General features: G+C 70.3%; 20 protein-coding genes. 10 read left to right on the top strand and 10 right to left on the bottom strand.

What is annotated here, in order from left to right:
* The first annotated feature begins 229 nt into the window (after positions 1-229).
* Entirely contained in the window at positions 230-1,441 is a 1,212-nt protein-coding gene (locus OO67_RS31375; RefSeq protein ID WP_051710057.1) for a trypsin-like serine peptidase, read from the top strand.
* An 82-nt stretch (positions 1,442-1,523) separates the two neighbouring features.
* On the opposite strand, the gene hflX is transcribed toward OO67_RS31375, so the two are convergent.
* From hflX to miaA, 6 genes are all read right to left on the bottom strand, one after another.
* Complete coding sequence (gene hflX / locus OO67_RS31370) at positions 1,524-3,044, bottom strand: GTPase HflX (protein WP_033305190.1); 1,521 nt, start codon at positions 3,042-3,044, stop codon at positions 1,524-1,526.
* A gap of 133 nt (positions 3,045-3,177) precedes the next feature.
* The gene (locus OO67_RS31365; RefSeq protein WP_033305189.1) at positions 3,178-4,668 is read right to left on the bottom strand and encodes a M1 family metallopeptidase; all 1,491 of its coding nucleotides are present in this window, start codon (positions 4,666-4,668) and stop codon (positions 3,178-3,180) included.
* 100 nt (positions 4,669-4,768) lie between these two features.
* Entirely contained in the window at positions 4,769-6,916 is a 2,148-nt protein-coding gene (locus OO67_RS31360) for a RelA/SpoT family protein (protein ID WP_033305188.1), read from the bottom strand.
* Between the two features lie 140 nt (positions 6,917-7,056).
* Positions 7,057-7,929: a diaminopimelate epimerase gene (dapF, locus tag OO67_RS31355; RefSeq protein WP_033305187.1), complete on the bottom strand. Its 873-nt coding sequence runs from the start codon at positions 7,927-7,929 to the stop codon at positions 7,057-7,059.
* Between the two features lie 74 nt (positions 7,930-8,003).
* Positions 8,004-8,441, bottom strand: a complete 438-nt coding sequence (locus OO67_RS31350) for a hypothetical protein (protein ID WP_033305186.1) — start codon at positions 8,439-8,441, stop codon at positions 8,004-8,006.
* A gap of 107 nt (positions 8,442-8,548) precedes the next feature.
* Entirely contained in the window at positions 8,549-9,487 is a 939-nt protein-coding gene (gene miaA / locus OO67_RS31345; protein WP_033305185.1) for a tRNA (adenosine(37)-N6)-dimethylallyltransferase MiaA, read from the bottom strand.
* A 175-nt stretch (positions 9,488-9,662) separates the two neighbouring features.
* On the opposite strand from miaA, the gene OO67_RS31340 reads away from it, so the two are divergent.
* Positions 9,663-9,908 (top strand): antitoxin, encoded by a 246-nt coding sequence (locus OO67_RS31340; protein WP_033305184.1) that lies wholly within the window; start codon positions 9,663-9,665, stop codon positions 9,906-9,908.
* Between the two features lie 82 nt (positions 9,909-9,990).
* Here the strand turns inward: OO67_RS31340 and OO67_RS31335 are convergent, their stop codons facing one another.
* A complete protein-coding gene (locus OO67_RS31335; RefSeq protein WP_033305183.1) occupies positions 9,991-10,710 on the bottom strand; it encodes a class III extradiol dioxygenase subunit B-like domain-containing protein in 720 nt (239 codons plus the stop codon).
* 14 nt (positions 10,711-10,724) lie between these two features.
* Entirely contained in the window at positions 10,725-12,245 is a 1,521-nt protein-coding gene (gene miaB, locus OO67_RS31330; protein WP_078598391.1) for a tRNA (N6-isopentenyl adenosine(37)-C2)-methylthiotransferase MiaB, read from the bottom strand.
* A gap of 160 nt (positions 12,246-12,405) precedes the next feature.
* On the opposite strand from miaB, the gene OO67_RS31325 reads away from it, so the two are divergent.
* Both OO67_RS31325 and OO67_RS31320 read left to right on the top strand, forming a co-directional pair.
* Complete coding sequence (locus OO67_RS31325; RefSeq protein ID WP_033305181.1) at positions 12,406-13,320, top strand: YceI family protein; 915 nt, start codon at positions 12,406-12,408, stop codon at positions 13,318-13,320.
* A gap of 166 nt (positions 13,321-13,486) precedes the next feature.
* On the top strand, positions 13,487-14,485 hold the full coding sequence (locus OO67_RS31320; protein ID WP_033305180.1) for a TAXI family TRAP transporter solute-binding subunit: 999 nt from the start codon (positions 13,487-13,489) through the stop codon (positions 14,483-14,485).
* 16 nt (positions 14,486-14,501) lie between these two features.
* Here OO67_RS31320 and OO67_RS31315 read toward each other — a convergent pair whose 3' ends face one another.
* A complete protein-coding gene (locus OO67_RS31315; RefSeq protein WP_033305179.1) occupies positions 14,502-15,896 on the bottom strand; it encodes a sensor histidine kinase in 1,395 nt (464 codons plus the stop codon).
* 9 nt (positions 15,897-15,905) lie between these two features.
* The gene (locus OO67_RS31310; RefSeq protein WP_033305178.1) at positions 15,906-16,610 is read right to left on the bottom strand and encodes a response regulator transcription factor; all 705 of its coding nucleotides are present in this window, start codon (positions 16,608-16,610) and stop codon (positions 15,906-15,908) included.
* Positions 16,611-16,967: 357 nt separating this feature from the next.
* Here OO67_RS31310 and OO67_RS31305 point away from each other — a divergent pair, with 357 nt between their 5' ends.
* The 6 genes from OO67_RS31305 to OO67_RS40935 all read left to right on the top strand — a co-directional run bounded on the left by OO67_RS31305 (position 16,968) and on the right by OO67_RS40935 (position 22,206).
* Entirely contained in the window at positions 16,968-17,756 is a 789-nt protein-coding gene (locus OO67_RS31305; protein WP_033305177.1) for an amino acid ABC transporter ATP-binding protein, read from the top strand.
* Between the two features lie 59 nt (positions 17,757-17,815).
* Positions 17,816-18,658: a glutamate ABC transporter substrate-binding protein gene (locus tag OO67_RS31300; RefSeq protein WP_033305176.1), complete on the top strand. Its 843-nt coding sequence runs from the start codon at positions 17,816-17,818 to the stop codon at positions 18,656-18,658.
* Positions 18,659-18,756: 98 nt separating this feature from the next.
* Positions 18,757-19,425: an amino acid ABC transporter permease gene (locus OO67_RS31295; RefSeq protein WP_033305247.1), complete on the top strand. Its 669-nt coding sequence runs from the start codon at positions 18,757-18,759 to the stop codon at positions 19,423-19,425.
* On the top strand, positions 19,422-20,465 hold the full coding sequence (locus OO67_RS31290; RefSeq protein WP_244300364.1) for an amino acid ABC transporter permease: 1,044 nt from the start codon (positions 19,422-19,424) through the stop codon (positions 20,463-20,465). The genes OO67_RS31295 and OO67_RS31290 overlap by 4 nt, the downstream gene beginning before the upstream one ends.
* Positions 20,453-22,087, top strand: a complete 1,635-nt coding sequence (locus tag OO67_RS31285; protein WP_033305175.1) for an FAD-dependent monooxygenase — start codon at positions 20,453-20,455, stop codon at positions 22,085-22,087. The genes OO67_RS31290 and OO67_RS31285 overlap by 13 nt, the downstream gene beginning before the upstream one ends.
* A gap of 32 nt (positions 22,088-22,119) precedes the next feature.
* On the top strand, positions 22,120-22,206 hold the full coding sequence (locus tag OO67_RS40935) for a putative leader peptide (protein WP_311605579.1): 87 nt from the start codon (positions 22,120-22,122) through the stop codon (positions 22,204-22,206).
* The last annotated feature ends 15 nt before the right edge of the window (positions 22,207-22,221 follow it).

Raw genomic sequence — 22,221 nt, 5'->3', positions numbered from 1 at the left:
GCGGAACGCCGGAGATCACGGGTAATCGGAAGATCCTTGCGCACGCGGAACCGTGGCCCTGCCGCGCACCGTCCCCATCGGCACCGGCATAGTAGGGGCCGCACTCGGGTCCGAGCCGCCGCTCCGGGGGTGCGTGCCGTGGCCCGCAGGTCCGTGCCTCGCACCCCAAGCCCTCAGTGCAGTAACGAAGTCAGTGACGAAGTCCCAGGGGGATCACCAGATGCGACCCATGCGCCCGATCGATACCGCACACCGCGGGGGGAGCGCCCGCCGAGCCCCTCGGGTGTTCGCCGCAGCCGCCCTCGCCGCTGTCCTGACGCTCACCGCCACCGCCTGCGGGCCGGAGGAGGACGGTGCGATCAGCGAGCCGAGCAGTTCCACCGGTCAGTCCTCGGACGGAAAGGTCACGATCCCGGACGATCTCAAGGACCGGCTCAAGGAGCACGGGATCGACCTCGACAAGTGGAGGAACGGCGAGTGGAAGAACTGGGACAAGGACAAGTGGCTGCGTGAGGCCAAGGACTACGTCAACCCCGTCATCGAAGACCTCTGGGACCCGGACCGCATGCGGGAGGCCGACAAGCCTCCGGAGAACCCCGTCGACAACGACATCTCCGGCGACGAGGGCGTGACGGATCCGACCCCCGCGCCCGTCGAGGCGGCGAACCTTCAGACGCCGTACCACGGCAGCGCTCCGGAGTCCGGCAAGCTCCTGTTCGACGGCCCCGACGGTTCGATGGTCTGCTCGGCGACCGTGGTGCAGGACCCGGCCCGCCCGGGCAAGTCCAACATGGTCTGGACCGCCGGGCATTGCGTGCACGCGGGTAAGAACGGCGGCTGGTACCGCAACATCGCCTTCGTCCCCTCCTACAACGACAGCGGTCTGTCAGCGGCCGAGCTGCAGAACGCGTCCAAGGAGGAGGTCGCTCCGTACGGCGTGTGGTGGGGCCAGTGGGCGCAGACCTCCGAGCAGTGGATCAGCCAGGGCGCAGCGACCGGCGGCCAGGGCGCTCCGTACGACTTCGCCGTACTGCAGGTCACTCCGGAGAAGGGGTCGACGGGCAAGTCCCTGGAGGAGACCGTCGGTTCGGCACTGCCCGTCGGGTTCGACGCCCCGGCCGTCCCGGAGATCGACAGCATGACGGCCACCGGCTATCCGGCGGCCCCGCCGTTCGACGGCCAGAAGGCGCTGCAGTGCACGGATGAGCCGGGCCGCCTCGCCGTCTTCGAGCAGCAGCCGACGATGTACCGCATCGGGTGCACGATGACCGGTGGTTCCTCCGGCGGCGGCTGGGTGGCGAACGGCCAGGACGGCAAGCCCGCGCTGGTCTCCAACACCTCCATCGGCCCGGTGACCGCGGGCTGGCTGGCCGGCCCTCGCCTGGGCAAGGAGGCCAAGGGCATCTACGAGGCCGTCAGCAAGAAGTACGCGGGACAGTAGGACCACAGCATGCAAGAGGGCCGGGCTCCCCTGTTCGAGGGGAGCCCGGCCCTTTCTGCGATCACCGCACGCGATGACGGCGTCAGTGGGTCACCGGTGCGAACATCGCCAGATCAGCCCCGAGCTGCTCGTGGACCCGCGCCTTGAGCAGGGTGCCCTCCGGCGTGTGCTCCTCGGAGATCACCTCGCCCTCGGCATACACGCGTGACACGAGTCCGCCCTGGGTGTAGGGCACGAGCGCCTCGATCTCCACGGACGGCCGCGGCAGCTCGGCGTCGATGAGCGCGAGCAGCTCGTCGATGCCCGCGCCGGTCCGCGCCGACACCGCGATCGCGTGCTTCTCGGTGCGCAGCAGGCGCTGCAGCACGAGCGGGTCCGCCGCGTCCGCCTTGTTGATCACGACGATCTCGGGAACGTCGACCGCGCCGACCTCCCGGATCACCTGCCGCACGGCGGCGAGCTGCTCCTCCGGCACCGGGTGGGAACCGTCCACCACATGCAGGATCAGGTCGGAGTCACCGACCTCCTCCATGGTGGAGCGGAAGGCCTCGACCAGGTGGTGGGGAAGGTGCCGCACGAACCCGACGGTGTCGGCCAGGGTGTAGGTCCGGCCGCTCGGGGTCTCGGCCCGGCGCACGGTCGGGTCCAGGGTCGCGAACAGGGCGTTCTCGACGAGGACGCCCGCGCCGGTGAGCCGGTTGAGCAAGGATGACTTGCCGGCGTTGGTGTACCCGGCGATCGCCACCGAGGGCACCTTGTTGCGCTTGCGCTCCTGGCGCTTGATCTCGCGGCCGGTCTTCATCTCCGCGATCTCCCGGCGCATCTTCGCCATCTTCTCGCGGATCCGTCGCCGGTCCGTCTCGATCTTGGTCTCACCAGGACCACGGGTGGCCATGCCGCCACCGCCGCTGGATCCGCCACCGCCCATCTGCCGGGAGAGCGACTGGCCCCAGCCGCGCAGGCGCGGCAGCATGTACTGCATCTGTGCCAGCGACACCTGCGCCTTGCCCTCGCGGGACTTGGCGTGCTGGGCGAAGATGTCGAGGATCAGTGCGGTCCTGTCGACCACCTTCACCTTGACGACGTCTTCCAGGTGGATCAGCTGGCCGGGGCTGAGCTCACCGTCGCAGACGACGGTGTCGGCCCCTGATTCGAGAACGATGTCGCGCAGCTCCAGTGCCTTGCCCGAGCCGATGTAGGTGGCCGGGTCGGGCTTGTCACGCCGCTGGAACACGGCGTCGAGCACCTGGGCGCCCGCCGTCTCGGCGAGGGCCGCGAGCTCCGCGAGGGAGATCTCCGCGTCGTGGACGGTCCCCGATGTCCAGACACCGACGAGAACGACGCGCTCCAGGCGCAGCTGCCGGTACTCGACCTCGGTGACGTCCTCGAGCTCGGTGGAGAGACCGGCGACACGGCGCAGCGCCGCACGCTCGGAACGGTCGAGCTGGTCGCCGTCCCGCTCTCCGTCGATCTCGTGGCTCCAGGCGACGTCCTCTTCCATCAGGGCGTCGGCCCGAAGGCTCTCGGTGAGGCTCTCGGAGTTGGCTTCCGTGGCGCTCTGCGCGTCCTGCGCGTCCTGGGGAAGGGAGGAAGAGGAGGTCATTGGATCCTTACGTCGATAGAAGTCCGATACGTCAGTCACAACGCGTCACCCCGCCGGAAGATTCCCCGGGAGGAGGTCCACCGGCCGGCCGCCGTGCCGACGCGTCGATAGTGGCATGTCCCCGCCGGGCTCGTCACTCGGGTTTCGGTGCCCGCGCGGGGCTCTGCCCGCCCGCTGCGTCGCGGGGCGTCTCACTGCGCCAGTCCGGGTGTCCCGGCATCGGCGGTGTCTTCTCCGCGTACAGCCACCCGTCGAAGAACGCCGTCAGGTCGCGCCCCGCGATCCTCGACGCCAGGTCGGTGAAGTGCCGGGTGGTCGCCGATCCGTTGCGGTGGACTCGTACCCAGGTCCGCTCCAGGCGGTCGAACGCGGCTTCACCGATCTCCTCACGCAGCGCGTACAGGATGAGGGCGCTCCCGTCGTACACCACCGGCCTGAACAGGCTGATCTTGTGGTCCGGGGTGGGGACGTCGGGGTGTGCGGGCGGGCCGCCCGCGGCGCGCCAGGTGTCGGAGCGGGCGTAGGCCGCACGCATCCGCAGCTCCAGCGGTTTCTGCGCGTGTTCCTCGGCGTAGCGCGCCTCGTACCAGGTGGCGTGCCCCTCGTTGAGCCACAGATCGGACCAGGAGCTCGGGGAGACGCTGTTGCCGAACCACTGGTGGGCGAGCTCGTGCACCATGACCGAGTCGACGTACCACTCCGGGTACCCGGTCCCGGTGAACAGGGAGCGCTCGAAGAGCGAGAGAGTCTGGGTCTCCAGCTCGAAGCCCGTCTCGGTGTCCGCGACGAGGAGTCCGTACGTCTCGAAGGGGTACGGGCCGACCTGCTCCTCCATCCAGGCCAGCTGTGACGGGGTCTTGCTCAGCCAGGGCTCCAGCTTCTCGCGGTCGGCCGTGGGCGCCACGTCGCGCAGCGGCAGTCCGTGAGGACCGGTGCGGTGCAGCACGGCGGACCGGCCGATGGACACCTGGGCCAGCTCCGTGGCCATGGGGTGTGCGGTGCGGTAGGTCCAGGTGGCGGCTCCCGCGTGCTCCCGCTTTCCTGCGGGGAGGCCGCCCGCGACCACCGTGAGTTCCTTCGGCGCGGTCACCCTGAAGGTGAAGTAGGCCTTGTCGGCGGGGTGGTCGTTGCCGGGGAAGACCCGGTGTGCGGCATCGGCCTGGTTGGCCATCGCGAGACCGTCGGCGGTCCGGACCCAGCCGCCGTTGGCCTGGTCCCCCGAGGGGTCGCTCGTGTGCCGGACGGTGATCCGCAGGGGCGCCCCGGCAGGGATCCGGGAGGGGGCGTCGACGATCAGGTCCTCGCCCGCCGTGGCGAACTCCGAGTTCAGCCCGTTGACTTCGACGGACCGGACGGCGCCCCGGGCGAAGTCGAGGTTGATCCGTTCCAGAGGTGCGGTGGTCCGCGCGTCGATCGTGGTGACGGCGTCGAGGGGCTTGGTGTTGCTGCCCTTGTAGGTGAGCGAGACGTCGTACGAGAGGACGTCGTAGCCCGGGTTGCCGAGGTGAGGGAACAGACGGTCGCCGATGCCGAGCGGTTCGGGTGCGGGCAGGGTGGCGGCGACGAGCGTGACCGACGCGGTGGCCAGCAGAGCGGCACGCAGTCGGCGGGAGGTGAGCGGCATGGACTACGGCTACCAGCGCGCACCGCCCGGGCGGGGGTGGCGCGCGCCGCACCACCCGAACGGGGTCGCCGGGCGGCGGCCAGGAGAGCCAGAGGGCCGGTCAGCCCGCGGCTGCGGGCTGCTGGGCGCGGCTCACGTCGTACACGCCGGGTACGTCCCGCATCGCCCGCATCAGGCCCGGCAGCCCTGCCGCGTCCGGCAGCTGCAGCGTGTACGTGTGCCGGACGCGCTGTTCGCTGGGCGGCTCGACGGTCGCCGAGACGATGGCGGCGTCCGCGGTCGCGATGGCCTCGGTGAGGTCGGCGAGGAGCCGTGGGCGGCCGAAGGACTCAGCGACGAGGGTGACGCGGTAGTCGGCGGCCCCGCTCCGGTCACCCGGGTCGTTCCAGCGTGCCCCGACGGCCGATCGGCCGAGCTCCCGCATGCGGACGACCGCCGGACACTCCTCGCGGTGCACGGTGACGGCTCCGCCGCGCACCGTGAAACCGATGATGCCGTCGGGGGGGACAGGGGTGCAGCACCCGGCGAGCCGAACCGGCGCGCCCGGTGTGTCCACGGCCACGCTCGGAACGCGGCCGCCCGCCCTCCCCCGGCTGTTCGACACGTCGTCGGTGGGCTGGGCCTGCGGCCTCGGCGTGTCGGGCCCGCTCCTGTGCGCTCCCTGCGCTTCGTCCGGATGGGCGTCGAGCCACGCCGTGATCGCGATCCTGGCAGCGGGGGTACGCGCGTGGTCGAGCCACTCCGGGGAGGGGCCGGACGAGGCGTCCTGGGCGAGGAGCAGCTGCACGGTGTCGCCGTCGTTCAGTGCGGTGCCGAGCGTCGCCAGACGGCCGTTCACACGGGATCCGATGCAGCCGTGCGCCTCCTCGCCGTACTGCGCGTAGGCGGCGTCGACGCAGCTGGCGCCCGCCGGCAGCCCGAGGGTCCCGCCGTCGGCGCGGAAGACCGTGATCTCCCGGTCCTGGGCGAGATCGGCGCGGAGCGTGGCCCAGAACGTGTCGGAGTCGGTCGCTGACTCCTGCCAGTCCAGGAGCCGGGAGAGCCAGCCGGGCCTGGTGGGGTCCGCGCGCTCGCCGTCGGCGGGTTCGGCCTGCGGCGCGGCGGCGGTGCCGTCCTGGGTGTACGGGTTGCCGAGCGCGACGACGCCCGCCTCCGCGACCTTGTGCATACGGTGCGTGCGGATGAGGACTTCGGCGACCGCTCCCTCAGGGCCGACGACCGCCGTGTGCAGCGACTGGTAGAGGTTGAACTTGGGAGCCGCGATGAAGTCCTTGAACTCGGAGATCACCGGGGTGAAACAGGTGTGCAGTTCGCCCAGGACCGCGTAACAGTCGGCGTCCTCCGCGACCAGCACCAGCAGCCGTCCGAAGTCGGTGCCCCGCATCTCGCCGCGTTTGATCCTCACCCGGTGCACCGAGACGAAGTGGCGCGGCCTGATGAGCACTTCGGCGCTGATGCCGGCTTCCCGCAGAGTCGACCTGACGCTGTCGGCGATCTCGGTGAGCGGATTCTGCGCGCCGTCCCACGCGGAGATCAGGGCCTGGGTGCGCTCGTACTCCTCCGGGTGCAGGATCGCGAAGACGAGGTCCTCGAGCTCCGTCTTGAGGGCCTGTACACCGAGGCGTTCGGCGAGCGGGATGAGCACGTCCCTGGTGACCTTGGCGATCCTGGCCTGCTTCTCGGGACGCATGACACCGAGGGTCCGCATGTTGTGCAGCCGGTCGGCCAGTTTGATCGACATGACGCGGACGTCGTTCCCGGTGGCGACGAGCATCTTGCGGAAGGTCTCGGGCTCGGCGGCGGCCCCGTAGTCGACCTTCTCGAGCTTGGTGACTCCGTCGACCAGATAACAGACCTCGTCGCCGAACTCCTCCCGCACCTGATCGAGGGTCACCTCGGTGTCCTCGACGGTGTCGTGGAGGAGCGAGGCGGTCAGGGTCGTCGTCTCCGCCCCGAGCTCGGCGAGAATCAGGGTGACGGCCAGCGGGTGGGTGATGTACGGCTCGCCGCTCTTGCGCGTCTGGCCGCGATGGGAGGACTCGGCGAGTACGTAGGCCTTGCGCAGGATGGCGAGGTCGGCGTCCGGGTAGTGCGCGCGGTGGGCCTCCGCGACATGCCCGATGGCGTCGGGCAGCCGGTCACGGGAGACCGGCCCCAGCAGGGCGACACGGCCCAGCCTGCGCAGGTCGATCCGTGGACGACCGCGCTTGCGAAGGGGAGCACCTGGATTGGTGGCCTCTGCGCTCATGGGGCACCTCCGGCAACGTCGACCGGCGATGGAGAGGTGCGGATACACCCCCGGGCCGGTGCTTGATGCTATCGACCCCACCACGTGGCGCAGTCCCGCTCCTGCCCAGCGTGAAACGGATCACCCATTCGAGCGAAGCTCTAACCGGTCATCGTTTCGAGCCAGGCGGGGTCGATCACGCCTTCCGCGACGATCACGGCGGGCCCCGTCATGTCGATACCGCCGTCCGGATACTCGGTGATCACGAGGGTGCCGCCGGGCAGGTCCACCGTGTACGTGGCCGGGGCACCGGTCCGCCCCGGGTCCACACCGTCCCTGCGGGCGGCGGCGACGGCCACGGCGCAGGCGCCGGTGCCGCAGGAGCGGGTCTCGCCGGAACCGCGCTCGTGGACACGCATCGCGACGTGCCGGGGCCCGCGGTCCGCGACGAACTCGATGTTGACTCCCGCCGGGTACACGGACTGCGGGCTGAACGGCGGTACGGAGCGGAGCTCTCCGGCGTGGGCCAGGTCCTCGACGAACACGACGGCGTGAGGATTGCCCATGTTCACGTTGCGGGCCTCCCAGCTGCGGCCGTCCACGGTGACCGTGACACCGTCCTCGGGCAGTACCGACCTCCCCATGGAGACCGTGATGTCGCCGTCCTTGGCGATGTGCACCCGCTTGACCCCGCCTCGGGTCGCGACGGCCAGATCGCCTTCGGCGACGAACCCGGCACGCTGGAGGAAACGGGCGAAGACGCGCACCCCGTTGCCGCACATCTCCGCGACCGAACCGTCGGCGTTGCGGTAGTCCATGAACCACTCGGCGTGCTCGGCCATGTCCCGCGCCTCGGGGTGCGCCGCGGAGCGCACGACGTGCAGCAGCCCGTCGCCGCCGATGCCCGCCCGGCGGTCGCAGAGCCGGGCGACGACGGAGACCGGCAGGTCGAGGGCGTTGTCCGGGTCGGGAACGATCACGAAGTCGTTCTCGGTGCCGTGGCCCTTGAGGAAGGTGATCTGCGAAGTGCTCACGGAGCAATCGTACGAGGGTCCACCGTCGGTACGCGGAGCCGGGCCCGCTCCGGGGCGGACGCGGTACGGACCGGTCAGCGGAGCCGGGCCACGCGCCAGACCGCCAGGGCCACCAGCACGGTGCAGACGGCCACGTACAGCGTGATCACCCGCCAGTCGGGGCGCTCCCCCGAACCCCTGGCAGGCAGGCCGGGCCAGGTGTGGCCCACGCGACGCGCGGCCATCATGCCCCAGCCGGCGGCGCAGCAGCTGATCAGCAGGCCCAGCATCGCCACCACGGCACCGCCGCCGCCGAACTCGAAGGCGAGCGGGAAGGCGAACATCAGGGAGCCGACCGCAGCGAGTCCCACGATCGGTGCGAGCTGCCAGATACGCAGTCGGCGGGCGGGGCGGAGCTCGACCTCGACCTCGGGGGTCACATCGGGCTCGTCGGGCCCGTCAGGGCTCAGTCGTCCTGCCACGTGCTGCGTAACCGGTGCGTCTCGGTCTGTGTCGCGAGGGCCGGCCTCCATCGCCACGCGCCCTCCCAACTCGGACTCCACTGGTCGATCGATGCTCGATGATGGCACGGCCCCGGCTGCCGAAATGACGGGCGGAGCGTCCCGATGCCATCACGTGATCAGGCTGTGACCGCTCGTTCGACCAACGCCAGCGCCCGGTGCGGGAGTTCTTCGCGGTGTTCCACGGCACCGTTCAGCCACCGGACGCGCGGGTCGCGCCGGAACCAGGAGTCCTGGCGGCGCGCGAAGCGTTTGGTGGCGCGTACCGTCTCCGTGCGCGCCTCGTCCTCGGTGCACTCCCCCGCGAGCGCGGCGAGCACCTGCTGGTAGCCGAGCGCCCGGGAGGCGGTACGCCCCTCGCGCAGCCCCTGGGCCTCCAGGGCACGCACCTCGTCGACGAGCCCGGCCTCCCACATCCGGTCCACGCGGGCACTGATCCGTTCGTCGAGCTCGGGGCGTTCGACGTCCACACCGATCTGAAGGGCGTCGTAGACCGATTCGTCACCCGGCAGATTGGCCGTGAACGGCTTGCCGGTGATCTCGATGACCTCCAGCGCGCGGACGATGCGGCGGCCGTTGCTGGCCAGGATCGCGCGGGCGGCCCCGGGGTCCGCGGCGGCGAGCCTGGCGTGCAGGGAGCCGGACCCGCGCTCTGCCAGTTCCTGTTCGAGTCTGGCGCGTACCTCCGGGTCCGTTCCCGGGAATTCGAGGGCGTCGATGGCGCCCTTCACGTAGAGACCCGAACCACCCACCAGGACCGGGGTCCGCCCCTCGGCCAGCAACCGGTCGATCTCGGTGCGGGCGAGCCGCTGGTATTCGGCCACGCTCGCGGCCTCGGTGACGTCCCAGATGTCCAGCAGGTGATGGGGGACACCGGCGCGCTCGGGAAGAGTCAGCTTCGCGGTGCCGATGTCCATGCCCCGGTAGAGCTGCATGGAGTCGGCGTTGACCACCTCACCACCGAGCTGCTGGGCGAGAAAAACTCCCAGATCGGACTTTCCGGCCGCGGTGGGACCGACGACCGTGATGACGCGGGGGGTGGGAGCGGGTCTTCTCACCGGGACAGTCTCGCAAACTTCGGGACCCGTCCCGACCGCAGGACGCCGACTTGATCTTCCGCCCGGGCCGGTGCGGAGGTCCACTCATCCGGAGCGGACGGACACGGCGAGTCACGCGCGTTTGCTCCCGGACGGGTAAAATGTGATCACAGTCCCCCAGCACGGAAGGTGACCCATGGGTTTCCTGGACAACCTGAAGGCCAAGCTGGCCCCGGCCAAGGAGAAGGTCGGCGACCTCGCGCAGCAGCACGGGGGCAAGATCGACCAGGGCCTCGACAAGGCTGCCCGCACGGTCGACCAAAAGACCAAGGGCAAGTACAGCGACAAGATCGTGTCCGGTACGCAGAAGGCCAAGGACGCGGTAGACCGCCTGGGTCAGAAGAACGAGGGCGGTACACCGCCGCGGCCGCCCGCGGCCTGACCCTGGTCCCAGCGGAACCGAGGGCCGTGGAGCGACGTCGCTCCACGGCCCTCGTCCGTGCGGGCGGGAAGGCGGGGACGGGTCACGACCACGCCGCCACGGCGTACCCCACGCCGTACGGAGCGTCCTCGTACAGCAGCCGTCCGCCGAGGCCCGCGCCCCGGGCCGCGCCCGCGAGAACCTGCCAGGGAGCCCGCCCCGCCGCCTTCAGTTCGTACGCGAGCGACTCGTCCAGAGCGCTCAGCGCCGCAAGGTCCGCACTCCCCAGCGCGCGGGCCGCCGCCGCGTCGAAGGCCGCCGCCCGCTCGTCCAGGTAGCCGGGCGCCTTGACCGTACGGCAGGCGCTGCCGTCGCCCATGACCAGCAGGGCCACCCGCTCGGCCCTGGCAGCCAGGCCCGCTCCCGCCCCCAGGCAGCGGTCGGCGGGGAGCGTTTCCCCCACGCCGAGGCCTTCGACCGGGGCACTGTCCCACCGGGCACGGCCCAGCAGCCAGGCGCCGACGGCGAGAGAGGCCGGAAGCGGGCGTTCCGGCGCGGGGGATCCGGCGGGCGCGTCGCCCAGCCGCACGGTCAGACCGACGCCGAAGCCGGAGAAGGATCCGGCCGAACCCGGGGCGAACGGTCCGTCACCGTCCGGTCCGGCGGGCCCGGCCACGATCAGCAGCTCCGGCTTCGCGGCGGCGAGCACGCCCACGGCGTCGAGGCACGCCTTCCGCGCGGCGTCGAGCTCGGGCCCGGCTCCGGCGGCCACCTCGGGGACCAGGAGCGGCGGGCAGGGACATACGGCGGCGGCGACAAGCATGCCGGTCAGCGTACTCAGTCGCGGGCGCACCCCGGGGTGGCGGCCGCGGGCAGCGGTGCGGGCGCGCCGATGCCGGGCAGGCCGAGCATGACTCCGGCGGGCTGAGGAGCGGGAGCCGCGGTGCGCTTCTCCCAGGCGTCTCCCGACCGGGTACGCCGCACGCCCAGGGGCGCGCCCTCGGCGAGCAGGTGGTGCGGGGCCGCGTACGTGATCTCCACCGTCACCACGTCCCCGGGGCGCACGTCCTGGGACGGCTTGGTGAAGTGGACCAGGCGGTTGTCGGGAGCGCGGCCGGAGAGCCGGTGCGTGGCACCGTCCTTACGGCCCTCTCCCTCCGCGACCATGACGTCCAGGGTGCGGCCGACCTGCTTCTTGTTCTCCTCCCAGGAGATCGCCTCCTGGAGGGCGGACAGGCGCATGTAGCGCTCCTGGACGACCTCCTTGGGGACCTGCCCCTCCATGTCGGCGGCGGGGGTCCCGGGGCGCTTGGAGTACTGGAAGGTGAAGGCGTTCGCGAAGCGGGCCTCACGCACGGCGTGCAGGGTCTGCTCGAAGTCCTCCTCGGTCTCCCCGGGGAAACCGACGATGATGTCGGTGGAGATGGCGGCGTCCGGCATGGCGGCACGCACCTTCTCGATGATCCCGAGGAAGCGCTCCTGGCGGTACGAGCGGCGCATGGCCTTCAGGATCGTGTCCGAGCCCGACTGCATCGGCATGTGCAGCTGGGGCATCACGTTCGGGGTCTCGGCCATCGCCGCGATCACGTCGTCGGTGAAGTCACGCGGGTGCGGGGAGGTGAAGCGGACGCGCTCCAGGCCCTCGATCGTGCCGCAGGCCCTCAGCAGCTTGGAGAACGCCTCGCGGTCGCCGATGTCGGAACCGTAGGCGTTGACGTTCTGCCCGAGCAGCGTGATCTCGCTGACGCCCTCGGCGACGAGGGCCTCGATCTCGGCCAGGATGTCGCCGGTCCGGCGGTCCTTCTCCTTGCCCCGCAGCGCGGGGACGATGCAGAAGGTGCAGGTGTTGTTGCAGCCCACGGAGATCGACACCCACGCGGCGTACGCGGACTCACGGCGGGTGGGGAGGGTCGAGGGGAAGGCCTCCAGGGACTCGGCGATCTCGACCTGCGCCTCCTCCTGGACCCGTGCGCGCTCCAGGAGCACCGGCAGCTTGCCGATGTTGTGCGTACCGAAGACGACGTCCACCCAGGGGGCGCGCCGCACGATCGTGTCGCGGTCCTTCTGCGCCAGACAGCCACCGACGGCGATCTGCATCCCCGGGCGCTTCGTCTTCATGGGGGCGAGGCGGCCGAGGTTGCCGTAGAGCTTGTTGTCGGCGTTCTCACGCACCGCGCAGGTGTTGAAGACGACGACGTCGGCGTCCCCGTCGGAGCCCTCCGGGGCGCGCACGTATCCGGCGCCCTCCAGCAGCCCCGACAGGCGTTCGGAGTCGTGGACGTTCATCTGGCACCCGTAAGTGCGTACCTCGTAGCTCTTCTGGACGTCCACTGCTTCGCTCCGGTTGCCGCTGGTCATGGGTCAAGGGTAGGCGGTGGCCGAGGCGTGGCCGTACGCCGGAGCCGCGGCAGGGGGCGGGCGGAGGCCGCCCGGGGCCGGCTGGGGGTCCGGGGGCGGTTGAACGACTGGTTCCGGCCCATTTCTATGCTGGACCCTCCACGCTCGAAAGGTGCACGTCATGGTCCTCTCTCTCCTCCGCGGCAGGCGATCCAGGGGGGCCTCCGATGGCGGGGCGAGATTCGCTCTTCCTGTGCCTCCCGGGGCCGGAACCCTCACCTGTGAGGTCGTCGACCCCATGGGACAGCCGCTCGGAGGCGCCGAGATCACGGTCACCTCCCAGGACTCGGCCCGGACGGCGGCGAAGGGGACCACCGACCTGTTCGGCATGTTCGTCGCGGCTCTGCCCCCGGGCGAGTACCGCCTGCTCATGACGGCCGAGGGCATGCAGCCGGCCAGCTGGACGTTCGACATCGCCGTGGGCGAGACCCTGTCGATGGGCCGCGTGCAGCTGGACGTCGCGCAGCAGTTGCAGCCTCCGGCCCCCGGCACCTGGCTCTTCGACCCCCCGCACACCGCGATCCGGTTCATCGCCAAGCACGTCGGCATGGCCAATGTGCACGGCCGGTTCACCACCTTCGAGGGCGGTGTCCGGATCGCGCCCTCCGTCGAGGACTCCCAGGTCGAGATACGCATCGATGCGTCGAGCATCACCACCGGCAACAAGACCAGGGACAACCATCTGCGGTCGGCCGACTTCCTCGACGTGGAGAACTACCCGTACCTCCATTTCGCCAGCAGCCGGTTCGTCTACAGGGGTGGGAACAACTGGTCCGTCCAGGGCGGGCTGACGATGCACGGGGTCAACCGCTCCGTCTCCCTGGATACGCAGTACCTGGGGACCGTCAACGGCGGTTACGGCGAGGAACTGCGCTGTGCGGCACGTGCCACCGCCGAGCTGCACCGCGAGGACTACACCCTGAACTGGCGCAACATGCTCGCCCGCGGCATCGCCATCGTGGGGCCCACGATCCAGCTGGAGATGGACATCCAGACCATGTTCCAGGGCCCCGACACCCCGACGCCTCCGGAGTGACGGCCGGGGAGGGCGCCCCGTCGGCGCGGACGGCCTGATCCGGGCCGAGGGCGCCCCGTCGGGGCGGACGGCAGGATCCGGGCGGCGGGAGCGGCCACGTCCCGGCGGGGGCGTGCGCCCACCCCCGCCCTGGCCGTCAGGGGCAGGGAAATGGCAGGATCGCGCCATGCTGCACGCACTGTCCCGTTTCGGCCGGCGACGCACCCTGCAAGGGGGCGCCGCCGCCGTGGTCGTGCTCGGACTGCTGTCGTGGTGGGTCCTCCCGATCGGGGAGGAGGAGCCGAGCGGTTCGCTCACGTTCTCCACCGGCGTGCGGAGCGGCGTCTACCAGCGCTACGGACAGCGGCTCGAGGGCGCGCTGGCCAAGGACATGCCCAAGGTGTCGATACAGCTGCAGACGAGCGAGGGCTCCCAGCAGAACATCGAACGGGTCGCGACGGGGAAGGCCGACTTCACCATCGCCACCGCCGACGCCGTCGCCACGTACCTGCAGAGCGGGAAGCCGGGTGCTGAGCGGCTGCGCGGCTGCGTCCGGCTGTACGACGACTACGTCCAGCTGATCGTGCCCCGGGATTCCGGGATACGTACGGTGGCCGATCTGCGTGGCAAGCGGGTGGGAGTGGGGCAGAAGGGGTCCGGGGTGCTTCTCGTCGCGGACCGGCTGATGAAGGCGGCCGGTCTCGACCCGGCCGCGGACATCACTCCCGTCCAGGCGGGGATCGACACCATGCCCGCCCGGCTGACGGACGACCGGCTGGACGCCTTCTTCTGGTCCGGAGGGCTTCCGACCGGCGCGGTGCAGGAGCTTTCGGAGAAGTTCTCGATCCGGCTGGTACCGCTCGGCGAGGCACTGGTCACCCGCCTCCAGGCGGCGGGCGGCTCCACGCGCTACTACCGCTCGGCCGTGATGCCGGCGGACGCCTACCTGAACGCGCAGCAGGGTGAGGCCGTGCCGACGGTCGCCGTCTCGAACCTGCTGATCACCACGGACCGGACGGATCCGCTGATGACCGAGGCGTTCACCCGGACCGTGATCGACAGCCGGGACCGGATCGGCCGCGAGGTGCACTCGGCGCAGCTGGTGGACCTGCGGACGGCGATCTACACCGATCCGCTGCCGCTGCACGAGGGCGCCAGGCGCTACTACCGCTCGGCCAAGCCCTGACGGTCCGGAGCGGGGCTCACGCGTGCGGAGGGTTGCGCGGCACGGCGACCGTCACCCGCAGACCGTGCGGCTCGTGCGTGTCGTAGCGGATCGACGCGCGGCCCGCCGCGAGCAGGGCGTGCGAGATGGAGAGTCCGAGCCCGGATCCCCTGACGTTCTGATGCCGCCCGCTGCGCCAGAAGCGGTCACCGACGCGCTCCAGTTCCTGCTCGGTCAGGCCGGGCCCGCGGTCCGCGACGACCACCGTGGCGCTCTCACCGTCGGATCCGACGGTGACCCGGACGTCCTGGCCCTCGGGGGTGAATTTCAGCGCGTTGTCGATGACGGCGTCCAGCGCGCTGGAGAGCGCGATCGGGTCGGCCCACCCCGTCACGGCGGGCGCCCCGTCCAGGGTCAGCCGTACGCCCTTGTCGTCGGCCAGCGGGCGCCATGACGCGACCCGCTCGCCGGTGAGGGCGGCGATGTCCGTGAGCTGGAGGTCGGCCGCCGTGTGCTCGGCCAGTGCCAGGTCCAGCAGGTCGTCGAGGACCTGCGCGAGGCGCTTGCCCTCCGTACGGACCGAGGCGATCTCCTCGTTCCCCTCGGGGAGCTCGAGTGCGAGAAGCTCGATCCGGAGCAGCAGCGCGGCCAGCGGGTTGCGCAGCTGGTGCGAGGCGTCGGCGACGAAGGCACGCTGCTGCTCCAGGACGTCCTCGACGTTGTCGGCCATCTCGTTGAACGAGCGGGCCAGGCGCCGGAGCTCCGGGGGCCCGCCGGACGCCACGACCCGGGACCTCATCCTGCCGCTCGCGATGTCGTGTGCCGCCGCGTCCAGGGTCCGTACGGGCAGGAGCACCCATCCGGTGAGGCGGAAGGCGGCGCCCACCGCCACCAGCATGGCCGCGCCCTCCCCGAGGGCGATGAGCAGCCAGCCGCGCAGGGTCCGGGAGCGCATGTCACCGGTGGGCGAGTCGGTCACGACGACGGCGACCACGTCCCCGTCGCGCACGACCGGGGAGGCGACGACGATCCGGTGGTCCTGCCACGGCCAGACCTGGGGCGGGTCGTGGGAGCGACGGCCGAGGAGGGCCTCCTTGAAGGCCGCCCGGCCCTCCCCCTCGGCGGGCAGGGCCCAGGAGGCGGGAGCCTTGGCGAGGGGTCTGTCGTCCCGGTAGAAGACGCCCGCCCGTATCCCGTACACCGAGTCGTAGGCCTCGAGCTCGGTCTGCAGGATCCGCTGCCGTTCCTCGGTGCCCTCGACGGGTTCGCTGACGAACTGGGCCAGCGCACCGAAGCGCGCGGTGTCGTCGATCCGGTCGATGACGACCCGCTGCTGTTCGGCGGCGGCCACCCGCACGGCCAGCGGGAAGCCCAGGGCGAGCAGCACGGCGGCCATCAGGATGATGAGCAGGGGGAGCAGGCGGGTGCGCAGCGTAGGTCCTCAGGCCGGCGGTGGGACGAGCCGGTAGCCGACGCCTCGTACGGTCTCGATCAGTGCGGGAAGCCGCAGCTTGGAGCGCAGCGACGCGACATGTACCTCCAGGGTGCGGCCCGTTCCCTCCCAGCTCGTCCGCCACACCTCGCTGATGATCTGCTCCCGGCGGAAGACCACACCGGGGCGCTGGGCGAGCAGTGCGAGCAGGTCGAACTCCTTGCGGGTGAGCTGGACCTCCTGGCCGTCGACACTGACCTTGCGGGTGGGCAGCTCGATGCGGACCGGGCCGATACTCAGGGCCGCGAGCGGGGTCGGCCCGGTGTCCTCCCCGGCCGTCCCGCGCCGGGCGACGGCGTGGATCCGGGCCAGGAGCTCTCCGGTGTCGTACGGCTTCACCACGTAGTCGTCGGCACCGAGGTTGAGGCCGTGGATCCGTGAGCGGACGTCGGACCGCGCGGTCACCATGATCACCGGGATCGCGGAGCGCTTGCGGATCTTCCCGCACACCTCGTAGCCGTCCTGATCGGGCAGCCCGAGGTCGAGGAGCACCACCCCGAAGGGTTCCTTCCCGCCCGGCTTCTCGGTCGGCAGCAGCGCCCGGAGAGCGTCCTCACCGCTGCGGGCGTGCACGACCTGGAAGCCGTGCCGCGAGAGCACTGCGGACAGGGCAGCGGCGACGTGGTCGTCGTCCTCGACGAGCAGCAGTCTCATGGCCCCCCTCTCCGCCTCATGTCTTGTCTCATTGTCCTTCGCGATGGCCGGAAACCGTACGTGACGGTCCACCGGCGTTCCGGTCGGCGAACCTTCCCGTACGGCCAGGATTCACGTCATCCCCGTACCAGGGCATCCACGCCGATGGCGGGTGTGCCAGTCAAGTCCCCGCCGGTTACCACCGGGTTTCCGTTACCCACCCGGTATGCCCGCCGAGCACCCCGTGTCGCCCCGTTCACGCGGTGTGTCCGGTCGAGGCCGGATCGTTATGCTCAATTTCCGCTCAGATGTAATGACGCTGGTAGCACTGCGTCACTAGGGTCCTTCCCTAACCGAGGAGGACGGAGCAAGAAGCCGATGAGCGGAGTTTCAGTGAACAAGGCCGCCGAGGATGCCGCACCTGCGGGAGACGACCTTGTCGTACTGAGCAACGTCAACAAGCACTTCGGCGCGCTGCATGTGCTCCAGGACATCGATCTGACCATCGCCCGTGGCGAGGTCGTCGTAGTCATCGGGCCCTCCGGGTCCGGGAAGTCCACGCTGTGCCGCACGATCAACCGCTTGGAGACGATCGACTCGGGCGCGATCTCGATCGACGGCAAGCCCCTGCCCCAGGAGGGCAAGGAGCTCGCCAGGCTGCGTGCCGATGTCGGCATGGTCTTCCAGTCGTTCAATCTTTTCGCGCACAAGACGGTGCTCGAGAACGTGATGCTGGGCCAGGTCAAGGTTCGCGGGACGGACAAGAAGGCCGCCGAGGCGAAGGCCAGGAGCCTGCTCGACCGTGTGGGGGTCGGCGTACAGGCGGACAAGTACCCGGCGCAGCTCTCCGGCGGTCAGCAGCAGCGCGTGGCGATCGCACGGGCGCTGGCGATGGACCCCAAGGTCATGCTCTTCGACGAGCCCACTTCGGCGCTCGACCCGGAGATGATCAACGAGGTGCTCGAGGTCATGCAGCAGCTGGCGCGGGAGGGGATGACCATGGTCGTCGTCACCCACGAGATGGGCTTCGCCCGCTCGGCCGCGAACCGTGTGGTCTTCATGGCGGACGGAAAGATCGTCGAAGAGGCGACTCCCGACCAGTTCTTCAGCAACCCGCGCAGCGACCGGGCCAAGGACTTCCTTTCGAAGATCCTTCACCACTCATAACGCACGGCTGGTCCAGCGCCGGCTGAGTACTCACATCGCGTCAACCCAGGGAATCCATCATGCAGCTTCGCAAGGTCACCGCCGCCTCGGCCGCCGTGCTCGCGCTCGCCCTCACCGCCACGGCCTGTGGCTCCGGAGACAAGGACGACGCCGCGGGTTCCGGCGGCGGCAAGAAGATCACGATCGGCATCAAGATCGACCAGCCCGGTCTCGGCCTGAAGACGCCCGACGGCAAGTTCGCGGGCTTCGACGTCGACGTCGCCACGTACGTGGCCAAGGAGCTCGGCTACGACGCCGAGAACATCGAGTTCGTCGAGACGAAGAGCGCGGACCGCGAGACGGCCATCGAGCGCGGCGACGTGAAGTTCATCGCGGCGACGTACTCCATCAACGACGAGCGCCTGCAGAAGGTCGACTTCGCCGGCCCCTACCTCCTCGCGCACCAGGACGTCCTCGTCCGGGCCGACGACAAGACCATCAAGTCGCCCGAGGACCTCAACGACAAGAACCTCTGCTCCGTCACCGGTTCGACCTCCGCGAAGAACGTCAAGGAGAAGCTGGCCCCGAAGGCTCAGCTGCAGAACTACGGCGGCTACTCCGAGTGCCTCACCGGCCTGGAGAACAAGGCTGTCGACGCCCTGACCACGGACGACTCCATCCTCGCCGGATACGCGGCGCAGGATGCCCACAAGGGCAAGTTCAAGCTGGCCGGCTTCAAGATGACCAACGAGAACTACGGCATCGGTCTGAAGAAGGGCGACGCCGACCTCAAGAAGAAGATCGACGCCGCGCTGACCAAGATGTTCTCGGACGGTGCCTGGGACAAGGCGGTCGAGGCCAACTTCGGTCCCGCCAACTACAAGAACGAGCCCGCGCCGAAGATCGGCAACGTCGTCAAGTAGCACTCCCCTCGCAAAGCGGTCCGAAGCCGGGCTGACGAGGTGCGCCGCCGCCGAGGCGGCGCACCGAGCCCTCCCCACACGTGGAAGCACGGGAGATCGTGTTCGACTTTCTTGAAGGTTACGACCTACTGGGGGCCTTCTGGGTGACGGTGAAACTCACCGTCTACTCAGCCCTCGGTTCCCTCATATGGGGAACGCTGCTGGCCGGTATGCGGGTCGGCCCGGTCCCCCTGATGCGCGGTTTCGGTACCGCCTATGTGAACATCATCCGTAATATCCCGCTGACCGTCATCATCGTCTTCGCGTCGCTGGGCCTGTTCCAGACCCTGCAGGTCAAGCTCGGAGGCGGAGGCGACTTCGAGGTCATCAACTTCCGCCTCGCGGTGCTCGCACTGGCCCTCTACACGGCGGCCTTCGTCTGCGAGGCACTGCGCTCGGGCATCAACACGGTGCCGACGGGCCAGGCCGAGGCCGCACGGGCACTCGGTCTGAGCTTCACCCAGGTCCTCCGGCTGGTCATCCTCCCGCAGGCCTTCCGCGCGGTCGTCAATCCGCTGGCCAACGTGCTGATCGCGCTGACCAAGAACACCACGGTCGCCGCGGCGATCGGTGTGGTCGAAGCGGCGTACCTGATGAAGGACATGATCGAGGCAGAGGCACAACTGATCCTGATCTCCGCAGTCTTCGCGTTCGGGTTCATCTGCCTCACCCTCCCGACCGGGCTCCTCCTCGGCTGGGTGAGCAAGAAGGTGGCGGTGAAGCGATGACGACGTCCGTCCTCTTCGACGCGCAGGGCCCCCGTGCCAAGCAGCGCAACGTCCTGTACACCGTCGTCTTCGTGGCAGCCCTCGCGGCCGCGGCGTGGTGGGTGTTCAGCAGCCTCGCCGAGAAGCACCAGCTCGACTGGGTCAAGTGGGAGCCGTTCTTCACGAGCCCCCAGCCGTGGGAGACCTATATCTGGCCCGGGCTCCAGAACACGCTCAAGGCCGCGTTCTTCGCCCTGCTGATCGCCCTGCCGCTCGGTGCCCTCTTCGGGATCGGCCGACTCTCCGACCACCGGTGGATGCGCATGCCGTCCGGCGTCGTCGTGGAGTTCTTCCGCGCGATCCCGGTCCTGATCCTGATGATCACGGCGAACGCCGCGTACGCGGAGTTCACGACCCTCGCCACAGAGGACCGGCTGCTCTACGCCGTCGTCACGGGCCTGGTCCTGTACAACGCCTCGGTACTCGCCGAGATCGTGCGGGCAGGCATCCTCTCCCTCCCCCGAGGGCAGACCGACGCCGCGAAGGCGATCGGCATGCGCAAGGGCCAGACGATGCGGTACGTGCTGCTGCCGCAGTCGGTCACCGCGATGCTGCCCGCGATCGTCAGCCAGATCGTGGTCATCGTGAAGGACACGGCCCTCGGCGGTGCGGTGCTCACCTTCCCCGAGCTGCTGGCGTCGGTCCGTCCGATGAGCGCGAACTACGGGGCGAACACCATCGCGTGCTTCACCATCATCGCGCTGATCTACATGGCACTGAACTTCGCGCTGACGTCGTTCGCGAGCTGGCTCGAGGGCGGAAGACAGGCTCGGGGTTCTACCCCTACGAGTGACCCGCTTCTCCGGTGCGGCGGGGGGGGGGGGCGCGCCCCCCCCCCCCCCCCCCCCGCCACGTTCGCGGGTCACTTGACGCGCGCATCGACAGTAGGTTGCATACGTTCTGTGATCCCGCCCCGAACCACCCACGTCGCAGCCCTCTCCCCCTCCTCCCCCTCGACCTCGACGACCGGTGCGGGAGGGTTCCCCCAGTGGACCCGGTGATCGTCGTCGGCGCCGGCCCGGTCGGGCTGGCGCTGTCGCTCGCCCTCGCGGCACAGGGCGTGCCCTCCGTCCTGCTCGACGAAGGTCCCGGCAAGGAGGAACAGCGTCCGGCGCGCACCGTCGTGCTGCGCGAGGACACCGCGGACCTGGTGGAACGGCTCGGCTGCTCGGTGCTCCACCAAGAAGGACTGCGGTGGGCCGGCTGGCGGTCGGTGCGTCGCAAGCAGCTGGTGCGGGCAGTGGCGCTGGGCGAGGAGGAGGGCACCGTTCCGCTGCCCTCGCCCGTCCACCTCCCCCAGCACGCGCTCACCGGAGGACTGCGGGCGGCGGTCGCCGCACACGACCTGGTCACCCTGGTGCCGTTCAGCAGGATCGACACCCTGGAGCAGGACGAGCACGGGGTCACCGTGCACACCCGGGAGCCGGGATCGACCTGGTGGCGCGGGAGTTACCTGGTGGGCTGCGACGGTGCGCGCTCCACCGTGCGCAAGCTCCTGGACATCAGATTCCCTGGTCGTACGGCGGTGGAACGGCACGCCGTCGCGGCGCTCCGCGCCCAACTGCCCTGGCCCGGCGAGGCCGTGCTGCACCGGGCTCCGCCCTGGCGTTCCGGGGGTGCCGAGGTCACCGCGAGGCCGCTGCCCGACGGGGTCTGGAGGCTGGACTGGCTTCTTCCGCCACGCGGCGAACTCGTCACCCCCGACGCCCTGATCACCCGGATCCGCGACACCCTCGAGGGCTGGTGCGGTGAGACGCCGCCCTACGAACTGCTGGACACGGGCGTGTACACGCTCCACCACCGGCTGGCCAGGCGCTGGCGGGTCGAGCGCGCGTTCCTCGCCGGGGATGCCGCGCACCTGCTGGGCGCGCTCGGCACCCAGGGTCTGGACGAGGGGCTGCGGGATGCCGAGAACCTGGCCTGGAAGCTGGCACAGGCCTGGCACGGGAATGCCTCCGGTCTCCTGCTCGACAGCTACCAGGCCGAGCGAAGGGCCGCGGTCGCCTCCCGGCTGCGGGCAGCCGACCAGTCACTGCCGATACTGCGGGGCGGCGCGGCCCTCCGGACACTCGTGCCCGGCGCCGCGCGCGGGCACGACACCCTGCTGGCCGACGGCCATCTGGGATGCGGGCCTCTGGGCGCGCCCCCTTCGTACACGCACTCCCCCCTCTCGCCTCGGCGCGCCGAAGCCCACGTCTCCGTAGGGACGGCCCCCGGCGCACCGGTCGCCGACGTCCGGGTGACCGCACCCGACGGGAAGACGGTGCGGCTGCGCGACCGGCTGGGCCTGGGGCACCTGCTGGTGATCCTGGTCGCACCCGGTACCGGGGTGTGGGACAGACGACACTGGCTGACGGCGGGTGTCATGCCCCGTCTCGTCGACGCGGTGGGATCCCTCCCGGTGAAGGCCGAGCTGCTGGTGACCGAGAGCTACCCGGGCGCAACGGCCCACACGGTTCTGCTGGTCAGGCCGGACGGCCATCTCGTCGCCGCCTTCAGCGGGGTGCGACCCCAGGAGCTCTTCGCGGCTGCCGACGCGGCGCGTGGGGGTGGCGTGGACACGGCGCGCGAAGACGGGGCTCGCACGACCACGAGTTCCGACCGGACCGCGGACGTCAATTGACCGCCGCAGACGCACATGGTGTACTCCAGATCATGACCGACACCGATGTGCGCCTGTGGCGGAGGGTCCATATGGATCTCGTCCGCTATGCGGGCTGCGTGTGTCGCCCGTCCTGCTGAATCGCCTTCACCCGG

Source organism: Streptomyces atroolivaceus (assembly GCF_000717025.1).
GTDB classification, from domain to species: Bacteria; Actinomycetota; Actinomycetes; order Streptomycetales; family Streptomycetaceae; genus Streptomyces; species Streptomyces atroolivaceus.
Note: the sequence above shows the minus strand (reverse complement) of the source record. Positions and strands in the feature narration are given on the sequence as shown.